The following is a 20,390-nucleotide window of genomic DNA, read 5'->3' as shown; positions in this document are numbered from 1 at the left end:
AAGAGGAGGAGTTCCGATGGCGTCGATCACCCTCGACAATGTCGTCAAGACCTACCCCGATGGGTTCACCGCCGTGCGCGGTATCGACCTGGACATCGCCGACGGCGAGTTCGTCATCCTGGTCGGGCCCTCCGGCTGCGGCAAGTCCACCCTGCTGCGCATGATCGTGGGCCTGGAGGACATCACCGACGGGGAGTTGCGCATCGGGGACGAGGTGGTCAACGACAAGGCCCCCCGGGACCGGGACCTGGCGATGGTGTTCCAGAACTACGCCCTCTACCCCCACCTGAGCGTGTACGAGAACATCGCTTTCCCGCTGCGCCTGACCAAGGGCGAGCACACCGACACCGAGATCGATGAGCAGGTCCGGCGTGCCTCGTCGCTGCTGGAGCTCGATGAGCACCTGGAGCGTAAGCCCGCGAACCTCTCCGGTGGTCAGCGCCAGCGGGTGGCGATGGGCCGGGCGATCGTGCGGGACGCCCAGGCCTTCCTGTTCGATGAACCGCTGTCGAACCTGGACTCGAAGTTGCGTGGGCAGATGCGCACCGAGATCGCGCGGTTGCAGCGCAACCTGGGCACCACCACCGTCTACGTCACCCATGACCAGACCGAGGCGATGACGCTGGGGGACCGGGTGGCGGTGCTGCGCCGGGGGGAGTTGCAGCAGGTGGCCAGCCCCCGCGGGCTGTACGAGGAGCCGATGAACCTGTTCGTGGCCGGCTTCATCGGTTCCCCGCCGATGAACTTCCTGCCCGCCACCGTCGAGGGGGACACCCTGCGGCTGCCGTTGCTGGAGGTGCCGCTGGACGAGCGGCTGCGCAAGGCGGTGGGGGACCGGGAGGTGCTCATCGTGGGGATCCGGCCCGATGCCTTCGAGGATGTCGACGTCATGCAACCCACCGAGCGCGAGGGCGTGACGTTCGAGGCCGAGGTGGATGTGACCGAGTGGCTCGGGGAGGTGCTCTATGCCTACATCCCTTCGAGGCTCATGCCGACCTGGCCGACAAGTTGGAGGAACTGGACCGGGACCTGGACGGGGAGAACCTGCGCCCTCAGGTGGTGGTGGCGCTGGATTCGGTGAGCGGGGTACGTGCCGGCGACGTGGCGGAGTTGTGGCTGGACCCGGACTCTCTGTACGTGTTCGATCCGGAGTCCGGGGAGAACCTGACCCGGGAGAGTGAGCGGGCCGAGAAACTGGAGGCCGAGGCGCGTGACCAGCGCGCCCGTGCCCTGGAGCGTGCCAAGAAGCGCCAGCAGAAAGCAACAGCGGCCGACGACGGTGCGCGCGGCTCCGCGGCGTGAGTCACCGGCCGTGGCACCCTCCCCGCCCGGGCGGGTGGCCGGAGCGTCTCAGCCCAGGGCGTCCCGGAGCGCCGGCACCACGTTCCCGCCTGGGCCGGTGACCGGGTCGGCGGCGACCAAAGCGTTCAGGACCGCTTCCTCGGTTGCGTCCAGTCCGGCCTCGAACACCGGGCTCAGCGCCCCGATCCGGTGGTGGTAGACGCCCGGCGGAGGTGGAGACCGCGATCGCGTAGTCCCCGGAGCCGTGGGTGTAGGCCGCACCCAGGCGGCCCAGGGCGAAGACCGCCCGCGCGGCCAGGCGGGAGAGCTGGCGCCCGTCCAGTGGGGCGCTGGTGGCCAGCACCACCATGCACGAGCCCAGATCGGGTTGGGGTGCAGAAGGTGTCGGTGGACGTACCTGCCGGCCGTGCACCCGCAGTACCCCGGCGAAGTTCGCCTGCACCAGCACACCCAGGGTGTGCTCGTCGTCGACCTCGATGATCCGGGAGGCGGTACCGATGCCGGCTTTGAAACCCAGGGCGACCAGGCCGGTGCCCGCACCCACGCTGCCCTCGGGAACCGCGCCGTCGTCGGCCTCATCCAGGGCGGCATGCACGTGCTCCGGGCGCACCGGCCGGGCCCGGATGTCGGAGAGCACCGAGTCGTTACACTCGCCCACCACGGGGTTCAGCGTGCGCACACTGCTCATTGCCGGGCTGGTCCAGCACCCAGGTCAGCAGGGCATCGGCGGCCCGGAACGCCGACAGCGTCGACGTCAGCACGATCGGGGTCTCCAGGTGCCCCAGTTCGGCCAGCTGGGTGGCGCCGATGAGTTTGCCGAACCCGTTGCCCACGCTCAGCCCGGCCGGAAGCGCTCGCCCCGGGCTCACCCCGTCGCCGAACCGGATCGCGCTCACCCCGGTGCGTATGCTCGGCGCCCGGATGATCGTGGTGTGGCCCACCCGCACGCCGGGGACGTCGGTGATCGCGTTGTGGGCACCGGTGCGCCCGGTAGCGGGGTAGAGGCCCAGGTCACGGGCCCGGGCCGGGTGGGCCTGCGGTGCTGCCATCGCCCCCGATCCTGCCCACAACGCAACTCAGTCGGGGTTCCGCCACGCCGTCCGGGGCGGCACAGCGGTAACCGGACGCTCCGGTGCAGCGATGCACCACACCAAGATCGAGGACACCGGCGCGACGCATGGAAGTTCAGGCCCAAACCAGGCAGGCTAGGAGGGTGAGCACCGATCCCGCCCCCCGCCCCGCAGACGACGGCCCGGGCGAGAGCGGTACCGGTGAACGATTGCCCATGGTCGAGGTGATCGAGGACCTGCTCGCCAACCTCGAGGCCGCGCCGCTGCTGCTGGATGCCGACGACGTCGCCCAGGCCCGGGAACTGCGCGCCCGCCTGGTGGCCCAGGTGCGCAACCACTTGATCCCCCGGTTGCGGGAGGTGGCCGCACCGGTGCTGGTAGTGATCGGTGGCTCCACCGGGGCGGGCAAGTCCACGCTGCTGAACTCGGTCCTCGGCGAGGAGGTCAGCCCGGCCGGGGTGCTGCGGCCGACCACCCGCCAACCCGTGCTGGCGACCCATCCCGCCGACGCCCATTACCTGGAGGGCCACCCGGTACTCGACCTGGCCGACGTGGTCACCCACGAGCAGGTGCCGCGCGGGCTCGGGCTGCTGGATGCCCCCGACTGGACTCGGTGCGTGCGGCCAACCGGAACCTGGCCCTGGAACTGATCGAACTGGCCGACCTGTGGGTGTTCGTGACCACCGGCTCCCGGTACGGGGACGCGGTGCCGTGGTCGAGGCTGCGTGAGGCCATCGAACGGGGGCTGTCCCTGGCGGTGGTGCTGAACCGGATCGAACCCGATGCCCTGATCGAGGTGCGTCGCGACCTGTTCCAGCGACTGCAGGCGCAGGGCTTCGGTGCGCTGCCCTTGTTCGTGGTGCCGGATGTCGGTCCGCACCAGGGCCTGCTGGAGCCGAAGCTGGTGGGGGAGTTGGTGGCGTGGTTGAAGATCCTGGGCGCCCAGAGCCAGTCGCGAGCCGTGATCGCCCGGACCGTGCGCGGCGCCTGGCCGTCGCTGCGCCGCGACGTCCAGGAGGTGGCCGCGGCGGTGGAGATCCAGCGGCGCACCTCCCGGTCCCTGCGCGGGCAGGTCGTGGCCGCGGTACGTCCAACCGCTGAACAGATCCACGCCGACCTCGGCTCGGGGGCGGCCGCGATCGGGGCCCCGAGCACCGCGTGGCTCTCCAGTGCGGGTTCCGGTGGTGTCCTGGCACCGCTGGTCGACGAACCTGCCGGCCCGCGGCAACGCTGGCGCGCCAAGCGCTCCACCGCCGCCCGGGTGGAATCGGTGCGGTCCCTGCGTGACACCGCCGTCGGTGCGGCCGGATCGATGGTTCGTGAGGCCGGCACCGCGGCCGAGTTGTCGGTGCGTCGGATGCTCGCCGAATCCGCCGCCGGGCGTCAGATCGCCGAGCTGGTGGACGTCGACGAGGCAGCCCGGGCCCGGGAGCAACGGGTGGAGACCCTGATCAGCGAATGGGGCACCGAGGCCGAGCGGCGCGGCGGCGAACTGGGTCTGAGCGCGGAGCAGGTGGGCCTGGACGATCAGGGGGCCGCGTCCCTGGTGGAGGTGGCCGCGGTGGGCGTGGACGGAGCCGAGCGGGCGGTGGGGCGGCTGTTCGGCACCAGGGGTGAGACGATGGTCGCCGAGATGCGAAAGATGCTGGCCGAGTGGGCCGGGGCCGCGGTGGGCGCCGAGACGACGCCGTACCTGGATGCGCTCGATGAACTCAGTATCGATGACGCACCGGCCCGGAGCCTGCGGCTACGCGCCAGTGAACTCAGGGGGTACGTGTGAGCACCACGATCGAAGACAGGGTCGCCGACGGTGCGGACCAGGGCTTCGATGCCGATGCCCTGATCCGTCTGCGGGCGCAGATAACCGAGGCCCTGGATGTGGCCGGCGATCGGATCCCCGCTCCGGCGCGCGAGCAGGCGCAGGTGAATCTGGATCGGGTGGATCAGCGCTTGCAGTTGGGCGTGGGGCACACCGTGGTGGCCCTGGTGGGCGGGACCGGCTCGGGTAAGTCCTCGCTCTTCAACGCGCTCTCGGGCCTGGACTTCGCCGATGTGGGCGTCATCCGGCCCACAACCGCTCAGGCGGCGGCCTGTACGTGGGGCAGCAGAGCCGAGGAACTGTTGGACTTCCTCGGGGTGGCACCCGGACGGCGCATCCAGCGCGACTCGGTACTCGATCACGATGAGCACACCGGCCTGCACGGCCTGGTGCTGATGGACCTGCCCGATCACGATTCGGTGGAGCAGGGGCATGCCCGCCAGGTGGACCGGCTGCTGCCGTTGGTGGACCTGCTGATCTGGGTGGTGGACCCGCAGAAGTACGCCGACAACGTGCTGCACGAGCGTTACCTGCGTACCCTGTCCGAACGGCAGGGAGCGATGCTGGTGGTGGTGAACCAGGTCGACACCATCCCCGCGCACACCGAGGGGCAGATTCGCGACGACGTGGGCCGGCTCCTCAGCGAGGGGGGCCTGGATCAGGTGCAGATACTGCTCACCTCGGTGCGCGAGGGCACCGGGCTGGGCCAGCTGCGCGAGCGGATCGCCCAGGTGAGCGCCTCCGCTTCGGTCTCGGCCCGCACGGCCCGCGCCCAGTTGGAGGCCACCGCTCGGACGCTGATGGAGCACCTGGGCCCAGCGCAGCCCGAACCCGACGACGCCGAGACGGTCGCGGAGAACCTGGCCACCGCATCGGGGGTGGCCTCGACGTCCGAGGCCATCCGCGAGGCCGTGGCCAGCCCGCGACAGGTGCTGCTCGACCCCCTCCGGCGGCCTGCTCGCTCCCGGATCGACGCCATCCGGGAGCGATGGCTGGCCAAGGCCACCGTGGGCCTGCCCCGGGCGTGGCAGGAGTCGGTGACGCGGCACGTGGCATCGCCGCAGACGTTCTACGACCACCTGTGGCGGGCGCTGAGCAAGGTGGAACTGTCTGCCACCACCGAGCACCGTTCACGTCGGATGCGTGCCTTCGCCCAGGGGTTGCTGGGGCTTGGCGTCCTTGCCCTGATCACCGGGGTGGCGCTCTGGGTACTCGGGATCGCCGGTGTGCTCACGGGTCTGTCCGTGGCGGCGTGGGTCGGCGTCGGTGCGGGTGCGGCCGCGCGATCGTGGCCGGGCTGGCGCTGCGGCTCTGGGCCAGACGACGCCGGCGGGCCGCGGCCGCAGAGCGCGCGAGCAGCTACTTGTCCAGGGCCACCCACGAGATCCGTCAGGTGGTCGCCGCCGATCTGATCGAGCCCACGGCCGGGCCCCTGGCCGAGCACGATCAGGTCCGCCGGGCACTGACCACGTTGTAGCCGGAGCCCGCCCGCGCGGTGGCGAGGCTCGGCGCCGCACGTGCGCCTGGGCGGTGGCATGGCCGCAGCGGCGCCGCGCACGCATCGGTGCCGGCCATCCACAGGGCGGGCGTGACGTTGCCGCCGTCCACAGGCCGCCCGCTCTTCCCGGCGGCCTTCGGTGGTCACCGGCATCGTCGTCGGTGCCGGAAGTCCCGGCAGCTCGACACCGGCGGCGCAGACCGCAGGGAAGGACCAATCATGCGAGAGACGATGATCACCGTGACCGGCAACGTCGGGGGCGCCCCGACCTTCTTCGAGGCCGAGGCGAACGGGGACCCGCGGCTGCGGCTGAGTGTGGCCACCACCCCGCGGTTCCGGGACCGCGGCTCCGGCGAATGGCGGGACGGTCGTACCTCCTGGTACGACGTGTGGATGCACGGGAGGATGGCCCTGAACGCCAAGGACAGCATCAGCAAGGGCGATGCGGTGGTGGTGACCGGGTCCGTGGAGTTCGTGCGCTGGGAGGACGGGGAGAAGTCCGGCCGCAAGGCGGTCATCAACGCCCGTGCGTTCGGCCCGGACCTGAACAAGTTCCCGGTGACCATCTCCCGGGTACGCCTGGTGGAAGCAGCCGGTGACGGTGCGGCCCAGGACTCCGGACCAGGTACGGAACATGATGGCAACGGTTCGGACCAGATTCCGGACGTGACCGGGTATGCCGAGGTGGACGAGGACGGCAACCCCCTCCCCGCCCTCGATCCCGATGCCGACGCCGACGGCGACCCGCAGGACCCGGCCGATACCTCCTCGATCGCCGGCAGGATGGTGGCCGGCCTGTGACGCAGGGGCGGCCCCGGTAGGCACTGGTGGTCACGGCGCCTATAGTTGGGGCTGGCCCGGGCCGTGCCGAGAGTGTGCGTTGCCCGGCATCAGACCAGGTAACAGGCCCGCACCTGCCGCGCAGGCCCGGGGGCCGCTTCTGCGAAAGGTTCTTCACCTGTGGCCGAATACATCTACTCGATGGTCCGCGCGCGCAAGGCGCACGGGGACAAGGTCATCCTCGATGACGTGACGATGTCGTTCCTGCCCGGGGCCAAGATCGGCATGCTCGGGCCCAACGGCGCAGGTAAGTCCACCATCCTGAAGATCATGGCCGGTCTGGACACGCCGTCCAACGGGGAGGCCCGGCTGAGCCCCGGCTACACCGTGGGCATCCTGGAGCAGGAGCCGCCCCTGAACGAGGACAAGACCGTGCTCGGCAACGTCGAGGAGGGTGTGGCCGGGATCAAGGGCAAGGTGGATCGGTTCAACGAGATCGGTGAACTGTGGCCGAACCCGATGCCGACTTCGATGCCCTGATGGCGGAGATGGGCACCCTGCAGGGAGACATCGACGCCGCCGACGCATGGGATCTGGACTCCCAGCTCGAGCAGGCCATGGACGCCTTGCGCACCCCACCGGGCGATGCGCCGGTGTCCAACCTCTCCGGTGGTGAACGGCGCCGGGTCGCACTGGCGAAGTTGCTGCTGGAGAAGCCCGATCTGCTGCTGCTCGATGAGCCCACCAACCACCTGGACGCCGAGAGCGTGTTGTGGATGGAGCAGCACCTGGCCAAGTATCCCGGCGCGGTGATCGCCGTCACCCACGACCGGTACTTCCTGGACCACGTGGCCGAGTGGATCGCCGAGGTCGACCGCGGCCGGCTGTACCCGTACGAGGGCAACTACTCCACCTACCTGGAGAAGAAGCAGGAACGGCTGAACATCCAGGGTAGGAAGGACGCCAAACTCGCCAAGCGCCTGGCCAGTGAACTGGAGTGGGTGCGCCAGGGCACCAAGGGACGCCAGGCCAAGTCCAAGGCCCGGCTGGCCCGGTACGAGGAGATGGCCGCTGAGGCCGAGCGCACCCGGAAGCTCGACTTCGAGGAGATCCAGATCCCGCCCGGCCCGCGGTTGGGCTCCCAGGTGATCGAGGCGGAGAACCTGCGTAAGGGCTTCGGGGACCGGGTGCTCATCGACGGCTTGAGTTTCAACCTGCCCCCGAACGGCATCGTGGGTGTGATCGGTCCCAACGGTGTGGGTAAGACGACGCTGTTCAAGACGATCGTGGGAATGGAACCGCTCGATGGTGGCGACCTGAAGATCGGCGACAGCGTGAAGATCTCCTACGTCGACCAGACCCGCGGCGGGATCGACCCGGACAAGACCCTGTGGGAGGTGGTCTCCGACGGCCTGGACTTCATCGAGGTCGGCAAGGTGGAGATCCCCTCCCGGGCCTACGTCTCCCAGTTCGGGTTCAAGGGCGCCGACCAGCAGAAGCCGGCCGGGGTGCTCTCCGGTGGCGAACGCAACCGGCTGAACCTCGCCCTGACGCTCAAGCAGGGTGGCAACCTGCTGCTGCTGGACGAACCGACCAACGACCTGGACGTGGAAACCCTCGGCAGCCTGGAGAACGCGCTGCTGAACTTCCCCGGTTGCGCGGTGGTGGTGTCCCACGATCGGTGGTTCCTGGACCGGGTGGCCACCCACATGCTCGCTTGGGAGGGCACGGAGGAGAACCCGGCGAACTGGTACTGGTTCGAGGGCAACTTCGCCGCTTACGAGGAGAACAAGGTCGAGCGCCTGGGAGCCGATGCCGCGCGCCCGCACCGGGTCACCTACCGCAAGCTCACCCGCGACTGACCCGTGGGACGCATCACGGTGCCCGTCCCGATTCGCTGGAGCGATATCGATGGGTACGGCCATGTGAACAACGCCGCCATCCTGACCTTGCTGGAGGAGGCCCGGGTCGCCACGTTCTGGGACACCGGCACCGGCTCCGGTGGTGCCGGCACCGCGGCCGGGACGGGTGGCGCCGGCCCCTCCGGTGCCGCGGGTCCGGAGCAGTCCGAGGGCGACGTCCGCAAAGCGGCGCAGGTGCTGGCCGGAGGCGTGCACGCCGACAGCCACACCCTGGTGGCCCGCCAGGAGATCGAGTACCTGGCACCGCTCACCTACTCCCAGGAGCCGGTGAGCGTGCAGTTATGGATCGGCAGGATCGGGGGCGCCAGCCTGGAGGTCTGCTATGAGGTGTACGCACCCAACGGAGGGCTGTGCGCCCGGGCCGCCAGTTCGATGGTGATGGTCGAGGCCGCCACCGGACGCCCGCGCCGGCTTACCGAGCACGAACGCTCCGCGCTACAGATCCTGGTGGAGGAGCCGCTGACGTTCCGGCGCCGCTGAACCCGGCGCGACTGCCGACCTGACGCCGGGGGTGCCCGCCGCTTCGAAGCAGGCCCAGCCGCTTCGGTGGCAGCGAGGGCGATCCGGTGTATCTTCGGTGGATCAATGTCGATCCCAGGGGGGTTCATCTTGACCTGTGTTTTCTGTGCCCATGTGAGCGCGTTCCGGTGAGCCCCGAGGGTGACAAGTTGTGCCGGGACATCCACGGGGTGCTCCTGCCAGGGTTCAACGGCGCTACACCGCCGCCGTGGTTGTGGGCAGCCGCCGAACAGGGGCTGGCCGGCGTGCTGTTGTTCGGACACAACACCGGTTCCCCGGAGCACACCGCGGAGATCACCGCCCAGTTGCACCATCGCGCCCCGGACTTGATCATCAGTTCCGATGAGGAGGGCGGGGATGTCACCCGCGTGCAGATGGGCACCGGGTCCTTCCTGCCCGGGGCATGTGCCCTCGGCGAAGTCGACGACGTCGCCCTGACCCGCCGCGCGGCCGTGGCTCAGGGCCACCTGATGCGGGCCGTGGGCGTGGACCTGCCGCTCACGCCGGTCCTCGATGTGGCCTCGCAGCCGGCCAACCCCGTGATCGGAGTGCGCTCGTTCGGGCCCGACCCGTACCTGGTGGCCCGGCACGGCGTGGCCACGGTGCGCGGTCTGCAGGAGGCCGGGGTGGCGGCGTGCGCCAAGCACTTCCCCGGCCACGGCGACACCGACGTCGACTCCCACCTCGCCCTACCCAGGCTGGAGGTGGGCGAGGAGTTGCTGCGCGGTCGGGACCTGCCCCCGTTCACCGAAGCGATCAGCGCGGGACTGGACACCGTGATGACCGGCCACCTGGTGGTGCCGGCCCTGGGTGAGCTGCCCGCCTCCCTGGAGCCGAAGGTGGCCGCCCTGCTGCGCCGGCTCGGGCACAACGGCCCGATCGTCACCGACGCCCTGGACATGGCCGCCCTGCACGCCGATGACGGGGCCGGCCCCGGCACCACCGCGGCGGAACTGGTCGGCATCGCCGCTGTTCGCGCGCTGGCGGGGGGCGCGGATCTGCTCTGCCTGGGGTCAACCCCGGATCGTGACGACGCGGCGTTGTTCCAGACGGTGTACGCGGGGATCCGCCGCGCGGTGCAGGAAGGCCGCCTGGACGCCGCCGCACTGGCGCGTAGCGCGGCCCGTAACCGCGCCCTGGCCGCCGGCATCCGCAGCCGCCAGGCCCGGACCGAGGCCCCGGACCTGCTCACCGCCCTGACCGACCTGGAACACGTGGGGGCCCGGGTGGCCGCCGCTGCGGTGCGTACCACCGGGCGGGTGCGACTGGCGCGCGATGACGCGCTGGTGGATTTGCGTGCGGGGGTCAATATCGCAGCCGGGCCGCGCGCGGGCGCGGTCGTGGACCTGCTCACCGCCCGAGCCGGCCTGGTACCGGTGGCTGCGGCGGAGCTGCCCTCCTGGCTGTCGGACCACCCGGGAAAGGGGGTCGCGCTGCTCACGCGTGGGCCCGCCGACGCGGTGGCGCCGGTCCTGGCGCGGGCGCCGCACGCCGTCGTCATCCACCTGGGGGTACCCGGCTCCGCACCGCGGGCGCCCAACCTGGTGCTGGCCCACGGATCGGCGGTGGCGAACGGTCGCGAGATCCTGGCTCGGACCGCCGGCTGAGTCGCGAGCCCATGGCGGCGGGCTCAGTCGCCGCCGCGGACCATGCCCTCCTGAGCGATGGTGGCCACCAACAGGCCGTTCCGGTTGTACACCCGCGCAGTTCCCAGGCCCCGGCCGCCCTGGGCGGAGGGGGAGTCCTGGACGTAGAGCAGCCAGTCGTTCATGTCGACATCCCGGTGCCACCACATCGCGTGGTCCAGGCTGGCCACCGCGATCCCGCGGGCCCGCCAGTGCAGGCTGTGGGCGCGTAGGACCGGCTCGAGCATGATCTGGTCACAGGCGTAGGCCAGCACCGCCCGGTGGTGCATCTGGTCCCCGGGCACCGGGCCGCGAGTGCGCATCCACAGGTGCTGGGCCGGCTCGGGGCGCGTGGGTTCTCCCAGGAACAGCCCTCCCTCGACGTGGCGGACGTCGAAGGCGAAATTGCGATAGAAGTACTGGGCGAGTGGATGTTCGATGGTGCGGAACATCTCCACCGAACTGGGCAACTCCTCCGGTTCGGGCACCCGCGGCGGCCGGTCGGCGTGCTCAACGCCCTCCTGGTCCTCCTGGAAGGAGGACATCATGGTCAGGATCGGTTTACCGAACTGCAGCGCGTGCACCCGGCGGGCGCTGAAGGAACGCCCATCACGCAGCCGCTCCACGGTGAAGGTGATCGGCTCCTCCAGGTCCCCGGGGCGGAGGAAGTACCCGTGCACCGAATGCGGTAGCCGGCCCGGGGCCGTCGTGGCCGCGGCCGCGATCATCGACTGCGCCAGCACCTGCCCGCCATAGACCCTGCCGTGCACCTGCGGAACCGAGCGAGCCGTGTAGGTGTCGGCCTGCGCACCCGGGGAGAGTTCCAGGTAGGTCAGCAGCGCGCCCAGGGGATCCGGCTCGTCGTCCGCGAAGGCTGGCCCCGGACCCGTTGCGCCCATCAGACCTCGTCCTCGTCGGCGCTGTTGATCATGAAGTGTGCGGCCCGTTCCAGGTAGTCCCACAGGGTGGCCTCATGGATCGGGCTCAGGTCCGCCTCCCGCACGGCCACCCGCATGTGCGCCAACCACCGGTCCCGGGCGGCGGGGGTGACCCGGAAGGCCGCGTGGCGCATCCGCAGGCGAGGATGACCGCGCTGCTGCTGGTACGTCGTCGGACCTCCCCAGTACTGCTCCAGGAAGGTACGCAGCCGGTCCTCGGCCGGACCCAGATCCTCCTCGGGGTACATCGGACGGAGCAGATCGTCGGTGGCGACCAGTTCGTAGAAACGGCTCACGATCGCCCGGAACGTGGGCTCCCCGCCCACCGCCGCCCAGAATGAGTCGGCGCGCTCGGCACCGCGCACGCGGCGGGTCAGACCGAGTTGCCGATGCTGACCGGGCGTCGGTTGTGTGGGCTTATCGGAAGGCTGGGATGAGGCGGACACGGCACCAGCGTAATCGGCTCACAGGCCCAGTTCGTCCAGCACCGGCAGTTGCTCGCGGATGCGCAGGCGCGCGTCCTGGGCACTCTCGGCCGCCAGTGCCAGGGCGGCCACCTGCGCGCACTGCGTCATCGACAACTCGCCCAGCACCGCCGCCACATCACCCAGGGCCCGCGGCGTCATCGACAGGCTACGCACCCCCAGCCCCACGAGCACGGCGGCCAGTGCCGGGTCCGCCGCGGCCTCCCCGCACACGGTCACCGGCCGGTCCTGCGCCTGGGCGCCGGTGCAGGTGGCGTGCACCAGCGCCAGCACCGCCGGGTCCCACGTGCTGGCCATCTTCGACAGCGATCCCAACAACCGGTCAGCGGCGAGGGTGTACTGGGTCAGATCGTTGGTGCCGATCGAGGCGAAGTGCGCCCGGGCCAGGATCCGGCCGGCCAACAGCGCGGCGCTGGGCACCTCCACCATCACCCCGGCGGTCTCCAGCCCGTGGCCGGAGGCCCGTGCCACGAACTCCTCGGCCTCGGCCACGGTCGAGATCATCGGCGCCATCACCCACACCCGGGCGTCCTCGGCCCGCGCCGCCTCGGCGATCGCGGCCAACTGGCGGTCGAGCACCTCGGGGTGGGCCGCGGCGGTGCGGTACCCGCGCACGCCCAGGGCGGGGTTGGTCTCCACCTCGGGGTTCAGGAACAACATCGACTTGTCCGCCCCGGCGTCCAAGGTGCGCACCACCACCTTCTTGCCGGCGAAGGAGGCAAGTACCTGCCGGTAGGCGCTCACCTGTTCGTCGTGGTCCGGTTCGTCCTGGCGCTCCAGGAAGCAGAACTCGGTCCGGAACAGGCCCACCCCCTCGGCCCCGGCCTCGGCGGCCTCCGCGGCGGCGGCGGGGTCGCCGATATTGGCCAGCAACTCGATGCGCTGCCCGTCCGTTGTTACGCAGTGGCCCTCGTACCGGCGCTGGGTGACCGGGCGCAACGCCTGGGCGACCGTCTGCTCATCCGGGTCGATGCACACCAGGCCGGAACCGCCATCGACCAGCACCATGTCACCGTCGGTGAGGCGGTCCAGCTGCTCGTCCAGGCCCACCACGGCCGGGATGCCCAGCGCCCGTGCCAGGATCGCGGTGTGGGAGGTGGGCCCACCCTCGGCGGTGAGCAACGCGTGCACGCTAGCGGGGTCCAGTGCGGCGGTGTCGGCCGGGGACAGATCGGTGGCCACCAGCACGAACGGCTCCCGGCGGCGCGGCACCCCCGGCATCGGATCGCCGGTGAGTTTGGCGATGATGCGGTCACGCACATCGCATACATCGGGTACCCGCTCGGCGAAGTACCCGCCCAGCGAGGCGAACTGCTCGGTGACCGCGCCGGCGGAGTCCCAGACCGCGCGCTCGGGGGTCAGCCGCTGCTGCCGAGTCAAGCGTTGGGCCTCTTTGACCAGGGTGGGATCCTGGGCGATCTGGGCGGTGGTGCGCAGCAACTCCTGCGCCGGGGCCTGCTCGCAGGAGTCGGCCCGAACGCGCAGGTCCTCGGCCACCTCGGCGGCCGCCACGGCGATCGCTCGGCGGCCTTGTCCACATCCACCCGCACCGGCAGTGCGGAGGGCTCCTCACGGCCGGTGACCATCCGCGCAACGGGCGCGTGCACCCGCCCGGGACTGACCCCGACACCGCGCAGTTTCGCGGTGGCCGAATCGGTGTTCATCACAGCACCCTTCGCAGCGGACAGCGGCCGGTGGTCCCATTGTCCACGGCGGCACGAGTGGATGAGCACATGTAGAGTGGGATGCATCACACGGGAGACAGCGCGCGAGCGCCCCCGTCACATACCGACTGAGCCTGGGAGCGAACGTGAGCAAGGCCGATGACATCCTCGCGGCACTGGGCGGTACCGAGAACGTCGTGGATCTCGAACCGTGCATCACCCGACTGCGGGTGGAAGTCAAGGACCCCGAACTGGTGCTGGAAGAGGACCTTCGCACGAGCGGGGCCTTCGGTGTGGTGCGTTCGGGGCGGGTGGTGCAGGTGGTGGTCGGGCCCGAGGCGGACGACCTGGCCGGCAGTATCGACGAACTGCGCACCTGAAGACCCCCGGATCCGTCGACCCAAGTCTGCAACCGTGACCACTTTCACGGCCGATCAGGTGCGCGCTGCGCTGAGCGCGGGCCCTCTGGACGCGCTGCTGACCCGCCTGCGGTTGCGGGCCGAGGACCATGCCGCCGTGGTCCAGCACGTCGCGGCGTTGGGCGAGGACGATCTGCAGGCCGTGGCCGAGGCCGCGACCGCCCTCGGTGGCACGCTGGGCCAGTGGGGGTACACCGAGGATCGGGTGTTCGCTCCCTGGCCGGACCTGCAGGGGCGGCCCCGCGGGCTGATCCCGATGCTGGCCCTGTTGGTCGGGGTCCCGGTGGTGCGGCAGTACCACGCAGACCGTGGTATCGCCGCGGAGTACACCTACGCCGCACTGGCCGATCTGGGTCAGCAGATCTGGGTGTTCCGGCAGGTCTTCGGCGAGTTCGGCCTGGACAACCAGGAGTGGCTGACCGCTGCGTGGTCCGGGGCGCTGTTCTGGCTCGGGCGGTTGCAGGTGAACCTGTTGCCCTATGGCGGCGGGCACGTCATCTCCACCCACATCCCACAGACCGGACCGCTGCGTGCGGAGGAGGTGGATGACTCCTTCGCCCGGGCCCGGGACTTCTTCGCCACCCACTTTCCCGACGCCCCCGCCCGCGCTCTGCACTGTGACTCCTGGCTGCTCGACCCCCACCTTGCCGAGGTGCTTGACGCCGGCTCCAACATCGTCGACTTCGGGCGGCGGTGGCGCCTGGTGGGGGAGGCCCGTGAGTCCGATGCGGCCGTGCTGTACTTCGTGTTCGGCTACCGGCCCCGCCCGGGTCAGGAGCCCGACCGGAGCGGGCTACCCCGGCGTACCAGCCTGGAACGGGCGGTACTGGACCATCTGGACGCCGGCGGGCACTGGTATGCCCGGACCGGCCTGATCGATCTGGACGAGCGGCCGGCCTGATCGATCTGACCGCGCCCCGCCGCGTCTGGCAAGATCGCAGGTGGGCGGCCCTGGGCCGCCGATCAGTTGTCCGTAGACCGACCAGACGCCGGGAGACCCAAGAGCACCGTGGACGAAGCACAGGTGGATCCCACCGCCCCCGATGAGTCCCTGCGCGCACTGGCGCAGGCGCACGGCGTGGCGGTGCAGTTCTGGGACTTCCACGGCAACCGGCGCGACGTGACGGCTGCGACCATCCGCGAGGTGCTGACCGCCCTGGACGTGGCGGCCGAAACTCCCGAACAGGTGCAGCAGGCGCTCGAGGCCCACCGGCTGGCCCCGTGGCGCCAGGTCTTGCCGCCCAGCATCGTGACAGCGGCCGGCCAGGAGCGCGAGTTCGCGGTGCACGTGCGCCACGGCGCCGCCGTGGCCGTGCATGTGGACCTGGAGGATGACGGCGGAAACCGGGAGTTGGCACAGATCGACAAGTGGGTGGAGCCCGAGCATGTGGACGGGGTCCTCACCGGTCAGGCCACGTTCGTCCTGCCCGGTGATCTGCCGCTGGGCTGGCACCGGATCGTGGCCGAGGTCGACGACGGCACTCGCGCGGAGTGCGTGCTGGCCGTAAGTCCGGCCCGGCTCCAGTCCCCGCCGCTGCGGCCGGCGTTCGCGGACCGCGCCTGGGGGCTGATGGCCCAGCTGTACTCGGTCCGATCGGAACGCTCCTGGGGTGTGGGGGACTTCGCCGACCTTGCCGAACTGGGATCCCTGGGCGCCGAACTGGGCGCGGACTTCGTGCTGGTCAACCCCCTGCACGCAGCCGAACCATCGACGCCGCTGACACCCTCGCCCTACCTGCCCACGACCAGGCGGTTCATCAATCCCATCTACATCCGGCCCGAGGACATCCGAGAGGCCGCCTACCTGCCCAACGCCCAGCGCACCCTGCTGGAATGGGGTCTGGAGGCAGTGTCGGAGCAGAACACCGACCCCGGCCCGATCGACCGCGACGCGATGTGGCAAGCGAAGAAGCCGGCGCTGGAGACGATCTACGCCGCCGGGCGCTCGCGTTCGCGCCAGCGGGACCTGGAGGCGTTCCGCAGGGAGCAGGGACAGGGCCTGGAGGACTTCGCCCTGTGGTCCGCGGTCAAGGAGTCCTACACCGGTGCGGACTGGCCCCTGGACGATGCCATCACCCGTGCCGGGTTAGCCCGGCTGCGCCGGGAACTGGCCGAGCGGATCGATTTCCACGTCTGGTTGCAGTGGGTGGCCGACGCCCAGCTGTCCCGGGCCCAGGCGGTGGCCAAGGCACGCGGGATGAGCATCGGCATCATGCATGACCTCGCGGTGGGCGTGCACCCCGAGGGCGCCGATTCCTGGTCGCTGCGCGGAGCGCTGGCCTCCGGGATCAGCGTGGGTGCACCCCCGGACATGTACAACCAGCAGGGCCAGGACTGGTCCCAGCCCCCGCTGCGCCCGGACCGCCTGGCACAGCAAGGCTACGCCCCGGTACGGGACATGATCCGTACCGTGCTGCGCCACGCCGGTGCCCTAGGGGTGGACCACATCATCGGGATGTTCCGGCTGTGGTGGATTCCGGCCGGCCAGCCCCCCGGGGCCGGCACCTACGTCACCTACGACCACGAGGCGATGGTGGGGGTGCTGGCGCTGGAGGCCCACCGGGCCGGTGCGTTGGTGATCGGGGAGGACCTGGGCACGGTGGAGCCCTGGGTGCGGACCTACCTGACCGAACGGGGGATCCTGGGGACCTCGGTGCTGTGGTTCGAGCGGGAAGCCGACGGCGCCCCGCTGGCCCCGGAGCGGTACCGCCGACTCGTGCTGGGCACGGTGACCACCCACGATCTGCCACCCACCGCCGGCTATCTGGCCGAGGAGCACGTGGATCTGCGGGAGTCCCTTGACCTGCTCACCGAACCGGTCGAGCAGGTGCGTCTGGCCGCCCGGGCCGAGCGGGCACAGATGGACCAGGCTCTCGTCGAACGCGGGCTGCTGCCCGATTACCCCACCGAACGCGAACGCGTGGAAGCCCTGCACCGCTACGTCGCCTCGAGTCCGGCGATGCTGGTCGGGGTGTCCCTGGCCGACGCGGTGGGGGAGCGGCGAGCACAGAACCAGCCGGGCACCGACACCGAGTACCCGAACTGGAAGATCCCCCTGGCCGATGGGGCGGGGCGGTGCGTGCTGGTGGAGGACCTGCCCGGCAACGCCCGATTCGCCTCGCTGGTCTCAGCCCTGGACGAGCAGTTGCGCGAGCCGACCGGGCCGGCGTGATGGGCGTGGGCGCCGGGAACAACCGGGAGGTCGTGGTGGCCCCGATCAGCGGGGTGGTGCGCGACCTCGCACAGGTACCCGACCCGGTGTTCGCCCAGGAGATGGTCGGACCCGGGTTGGCAATCGAGCCCGACGGGCAGCACACCATGCAGGTGCTGGCGCCGGTGACCGGAGTACTGCTGAAGGCGCACCCGCACGCCGTGGCCGTGGCAGTGCCGGCCGCCGGTGAAGGAGCAGGGGTCCTGGTGCACCTGGGCCTGGACACCGTGGGCCTGAACGGCGCCGGGTTCACCCTGCACACCGGCGCCGGGGCGCAGGTGCACCGTGGCGCCCACCTGATCGACTGGGATCCGGCGCCGGCGCTGGCCGCCGGGCTCGACCTGATCAGCCCCGTGATCGTGCTGGGCGCCACGAGTGGGCAGCTGACGGTCCTGGCCCGCCCGGGCGCCTCGGTGCGCGCCGGGCAGGCCCTGTTGTCCTGGACCGCCCCGGCGCAGGCCTGAACCGGCGTCCACGGGGCGAGCAGTTCAGCGGGCGGCGCGGTCCACTCGTTGGGCGTGCAGGGCCCTGCGGACACCGTCCGCCGACTCGGTGACCAGGCGGCGCAGCGCCGGGGCGCGATCGCCCAGGGCGTCGAGGAACTCCTGCGCCATCCCCGGCACATCCACCCCGGTGGAGGTATCGATGTCGGCCAGGACGTTCGGGAACAGGCCCACCACGATGTTCTGCGCCATCTCGTGGGTGTGGGTGTTCCACACCTCCTCCTCGATCACGTCGAAGTAGCGGTGCGCGAACGGGGCCAGCAGGCTGCGGTCCCGCACCCGGCTGAACCCGGCGATCACCGCCCGCTGCAACGCGTTCGGCAACCCGTCGACACGCACTGCATCGGCCCAGACCCGCTCCTTCGCTTCGGGGGTGGGGACGCCGGCTCGGGCCCCGGCCGCGGCGCGCTGACCGGTGGCGGTGGGGTCGAGTTCCAACTCCGCATCGATCCGGGCCTCATCGGCCCCGCCCGCGGCCACGAGTGCGGTGAGCAACTCCCAGCGCAGGTCGGTGTCCACCGCGAGCCCCGGCAGTGACTCCGACCCATCGAGCAGACCGCTGAGGGTCTGGACGTGTGCCGGCGCGACCGCGTGGGTGGCGAAGGCCCTGACGAACTGGAGTTGGGCGTCCGAGCCCGGGTCGGCGGCACCGCCCAACTCCCACAGCCGGTCCGCCACGGCGACCTCGGTCTCCTCGCGGTGGGCCGGGTCCACGTAGGCCGAGACCGCGGTGGCCAGTTGGCGCAACAGCACCAGCACCACCGAGGAGTCGGTCTCGGCGGCGATGTTCGTGGTGACCAGGTCGATGAACTTCGCAGCCGGCCACTCCCCGTCGCGGGTCATGTCCCAGGCCGCGTTCCACACCAGGGTGCGGGGAAGTGAGAGGCGGAAGTCCTTCAGGTGCTCCACCGCGTTGGCCAGCGACCGCTCATCCAGGCGCACCTTGGCGTAGGCCAGGTCGTCATCGTTGATCAGGATGAGGGTGGGTGAGTCCAGCCCGACCAGGTCCGGCACCGGGGTGGCCGCACCGTCGATGTCCAGTTCCACCCGGTGCACCCGCTCCAGCGTGCCGGCGTCGGTCAGGGTGTAGCAGCCCACCGCGATGCGGTGCGGGCGCAGCACCGGGTGCTCCTCCGGTGCCTCCTGGGTGATCGCGAAGGACGTGATCCGGCCCTGGGAGTCGGTCTCGACCTGTGGACGAAGCAGGGTCACGCCCGCTTCTTCCAGCCACACCTTCGACCACGCGGTCAGGTCCCGCCCGGAGGTGGCCTCCAACTCGGCCAGCAGATCGCGCAACTCGGTGCTGCCCCAGGCGTGCTTGCGGAAGTAGGCGCGCACACCGGCGACGAAGGCGTCCCGGCCCACCCAGGCCACGAGCTGCTTCAGTACCGAGGCCCCCTTGGCGTAGGTGATCCCGTCGAAGTTGACCAGCACGTCCTGCAGGTCGTTGATCTCGGCCACGATCGGGTGGGTGGAGGGCAACTGGTCCTGTCGGTAGGCCCAGGACTTCTCCAGTGACGCGAACGTGGTCCAGGCCTGGGTCCACTGGGTGGCCTCGGCGGTGGCCAGCGTGGAGGCATACTCGGCGAAGGACTCGTTCAGCCACAGATCGTTCCACCATCTCATGGTGACCAGGTCCCCGAACCACATGTGCGCCATCTCGTGCAGCACCGTCACCGCGCGCCGCTCCACCATCGCCTCGGGGACCGCAGAGCGGAACACGTAATTCTCCAGGAACGTCACCGCGCCGGCGTTCTCCATCGCCCCGGCGTTGAACTCCGGTACGAACAACTGGTCGTACTTGGCGTAGGGGTAGGGGTAGTCGAAGGCCTCCTCGAAGAAGGCGAAGCCCGCCCTGGTGAGTTCCATCAGGTCATCGGCGTCGAGATACTGCGCCAGCGAGGTGCGGCAGAACAGACTCAGATCGATCGTGCGCCCGTCGGAACTGGTGAACTCGTCGGTGACCCGGTGATAGGGGCCGGCGATGATCGCCGTCACGTAGCACGGCAGCACCTCGGTGGGCTCGAACGCCCAGGTGGCCGTACCGTCGTCGTCCGTGGTCGGAGTGGGAGTGGGGGAGTTGGACACCACCTGCCAGTGCTTCGGGGCCCGGACGGTGAAGGTGAAGGTGGCCTTGAGGTCGGGCTGTTCGAATACGGCGAAGACCCGGCGGGTGTCGGCCACCTCGAACTGGGAGTACAAGTAGGTCTCGGAGTCCACCGGGTCGACGAACCGGTGCAGGCCCTCACCGGTGTTCATGTAGGCGCAGTCGGCGTGCACCACCAGTTCGTTCTGCTCGGCCAGGTCCGCCAGGGCGATCCGGGAGCCGGCGAAGACCTGGGCAGGGTCGAGTTCGCGCCCGTTCAGCACCACCTTGTGCACCGCCGGGGCGATCAGGTCGATGAACGTGTCCGACCCCGGCTTCGCGGTGAAGGTGACGGTGGTGTGGGAGGCGAACGTGGCACCCGTTCCGGTCAGGTCCAACTCGACCTGATAACTGGACACCTGCACCCGTTCGGCGCGTGTGATGGCTTCGGCTCGGGTGAGGTTCTCTCCAGGCACGGGGGGCGTCTCCTCGACGTCGCATAGGATGGGCGGCGGTCTGCCACCAGCGATCCTGTCACGAACAGCGGGG

General features: G+C 70.5%; 14 protein-coding genes and 4 pseudogenes. 12 read left to right on the top strand and 6 right to left on the bottom strand.

Annotation, left to right across the window (positions count from 1 at the left end; genetic code table 11):
* The first annotated feature begins 16 nt into the window (after positions 1–16).
* Positions 17–1,302 (top strand): annotated as a pseudogene (locus ACRRRO_RS21615) (ABC transporter ATP-binding protein).
* Between the two features lie 48 nt (positions 1,303–1,350).
* On the opposite strand, the gene ACRRRO_RS21610 reads toward ACRRRO_RS21615, so the two are convergent.
* Positions 1,351–1,470: a P1 family peptidase gene (locus ACRRRO_RS21610; RefSeq protein ID WP_434081616.1), complete on the bottom strand. Its 120-nt coding sequence runs from the start codon at positions 1,468–1,470 to the stop codon at positions 1,351–1,353.
* Between the two features lie 94 nt (positions 1,471–1,564).
* A pseudogene (locus ACRRRO_RS21605) lies at positions 1,565–2,351 on the bottom strand (P1 family peptidase); the annotation flags it as partial.
* 164 nt (positions 2,352–2,515) lie between these two features.
* Between ACRRRO_RS21605 and ACRRRO_RS21600 the strand changes: the two are divergent.
* From ACRRRO_RS21600 to ACRRRO_RS21570, 7 genes and pseudogenes are all read left to right on the top strand, one after another.
* Entirely contained in the window at positions 2,516–3,022 is a 507-nt protein-coding gene (locus ACRRRO_RS21600) for a dynamin family protein (RefSeq protein WP_434080829.1), read from the top strand.
* A complete protein-coding gene (locus tag ACRRRO_RS21595) occupies positions 2,986–4,152 on the top strand; it encodes a hypothetical protein (protein ID WP_434080828.1) in 1,167 nt (388 codons plus the stop codon). Before ACRRRO_RS21600 ends, ACRRRO_RS21595 begins: the two co-directional genes overlap by 37 nt.
* A complete protein-coding gene (locus tag ACRRRO_RS21590; RefSeq protein ID WP_434080827.1) occupies positions 4,149–5,603 on the top strand; it encodes a GTPase in 1,455 nt (484 codons plus the stop codon). Before ACRRRO_RS21595 ends, ACRRRO_RS21590 begins: the two co-directional genes overlap by 4 nt.
* Before the next feature lie 305 nt (positions 5,604–5,908).
* A complete protein-coding gene (locus ACRRRO_RS21585) occupies positions 5,909–6,490 on the top strand; it encodes a single-stranded DNA-binding protein (RefSeq protein ID WP_424797705.1) in 582 nt (193 codons plus the stop codon).
* Between the two features lie 159 nt (positions 6,491–6,649).
* Positions 6,650–8,331 (top strand): annotated as a pseudogene (ettA, locus tag ACRRRO_RS21580) (energy-dependent translational throttle protein EttA).
* 18 nt (positions 8,332–8,349) lie between these two features.
* Positions 8,350–8,871 carry an acyl-CoA thioesterase gene (locus ACRRRO_RS21575; RefSeq protein ID WP_424797703.1) on the top strand — a complete coding sequence of 174 codons (522 nt, stop codon included), beginning with the start codon at positions 8,350–8,352 and terminating at the stop codon, positions 8,869–8,871.
* 167 nt (positions 8,872–9,038) lie between these two features.
* The gene (locus ACRRRO_RS21570; RefSeq protein WP_424797702.1) at positions 9,039–10,517 is read left to right on the top strand and encodes a glycoside hydrolase family 3 N-terminal domain-containing protein; all 1,479 of its coding nucleotides are present in this window, start codon (positions 9,039–9,041) and stop codon (positions 10,515–10,517) included.
* 23 nt (positions 10,518–10,540) lie between these two features.
* Here the strand turns inward: ACRRRO_RS21570 and ACRRRO_RS21565 are convergent, their stop codons facing one another.
* The 3 genes from ACRRRO_RS21565 to ptsP all read right to left on the bottom strand — a co-directional run bounded on the left by ACRRRO_RS21565 (position 10,541) and on the right by ptsP (position 13,470).
* Positions 10,541–11,434, bottom strand: a complete 894-nt coding sequence (locus ACRRRO_RS21565; protein ID WP_424797701.1) for an acyl-CoA thioesterase — start codon at positions 11,432–11,434, stop codon at positions 10,541–10,543.
* Positions 11,434–11,850, bottom strand: coding sequence for a globin (locus tag ACRRRO_RS21560; RefSeq protein WP_424788529.1), 417 nt, complete (start codon positions 11,848–11,850; stop codon positions 11,434–11,436). Before ACRRRO_RS21560 ends, ACRRRO_RS21565 begins: the two co-directional genes overlap by 1 nt.
* Positions 11,851–11,937: 87 nt before the next feature.
* Entirely contained in the window at positions 11,938–13,470 is a 1,533-nt protein-coding gene (gene ptsP, locus ACRRRO_RS21555) for a phosphoenolpyruvate--protein phosphotransferase (protein ID WP_434080826.1), read from the bottom strand.
* A 256-nt stretch (positions 13,471–13,726) separates the two neighbouring features.
* Between ptsP and ACRRRO_RS21550 the strand changes: the two are divergent.
* The 4 genes and pseudogenes from ACRRRO_RS21550 to ACRRRO_RS21535 form a co-directional block, all read left to right on the top strand.
* Positions 13,727–14,002: pseudogene (locus tag ACRRRO_RS21550) on the top strand (glucose PTS transporter subunit EIIB); the annotation flags it as partial.
* A 34-nt stretch (positions 14,003–14,036) separates the two neighbouring features.
* Complete coding sequence (locus ACRRRO_RS21545; protein ID WP_424797699.1) at positions 14,037–14,942, top strand: acyltransferase domain-containing protein; 906 nt, start codon at positions 14,037–14,039, stop codon at positions 14,940–14,942.
* A gap of 108 nt (positions 14,943–15,050) precedes the next feature.
* Positions 15,051–17,213: a 4-alpha-glucanotransferase gene (malQ, locus tag ACRRRO_RS21540; RefSeq protein WP_434080825.1), complete on the top strand. Its 2,163-nt coding sequence runs from the start codon at positions 15,051–15,053 to the stop codon at positions 17,211–17,213.
* Positions 17,213–17,716, top strand: a complete 504-nt coding sequence (locus tag ACRRRO_RS21535) for a PTS sugar transporter subunit IIA (RefSeq protein WP_434081615.1) — start codon at positions 17,213–17,215, stop codon at positions 17,714–17,716. Before malQ ends, ACRRRO_RS21535 begins: the two co-directional genes overlap by 1 nt.
* Before the next feature lie 24 nt (positions 17,717–17,740).
* Here the strand turns inward: ACRRRO_RS21535 and pepN are convergent, their stop codons facing one another.
* Positions 17,741–20,317, bottom strand: a complete 2,577-nt coding sequence (pepN, locus tag ACRRRO_RS21530; RefSeq protein WP_434080824.1) for an aminopeptidase N — start codon at positions 20,315–20,317, stop codon at positions 17,741–17,743.
* Positions 20,318–20,390: the final 73 nt, after the last annotated feature.

It is taken from the genome of Sanguibacter sp. Z1732 (assembly GCF_051020515.1).
GTDB lineage: Bacteria > Actinomycetota > Actinomycetes > Actinomycetales > Beutenbergiaceae > CALKWS01.
The sequence above is the reverse complement of the archived record's forward strand: the minus strand, read 5'-3'. Positions and strand labels throughout refer to the sequence as shown.

Excerpts from the sequence above, each read along its gene's own strand:
- ACRRRO_RS21585 (WP_424797705.1), top strand. The coding sequence starts at position 5,909 with ATGCGAGAGACGATGATCACCGTGACCGGCAACGTCGGGGGCGCCCCG.
- ACRRRO_RS21565 (WP_424797701.1), bottom strand. The coding sequence starts at position 11,434 with ATGGGCGCAACGGGTCCGGGGCCAGCCTTCGCGGACGACGAGCCGGAT.
- ACRRRO_RS21535 (WP_434081615.1), top strand. The coding sequence starts at position 17,213 with ATGGGCGTGGGCGCCGGGAACAACCGGGAGGTCGTGGTGGCCCCGATC.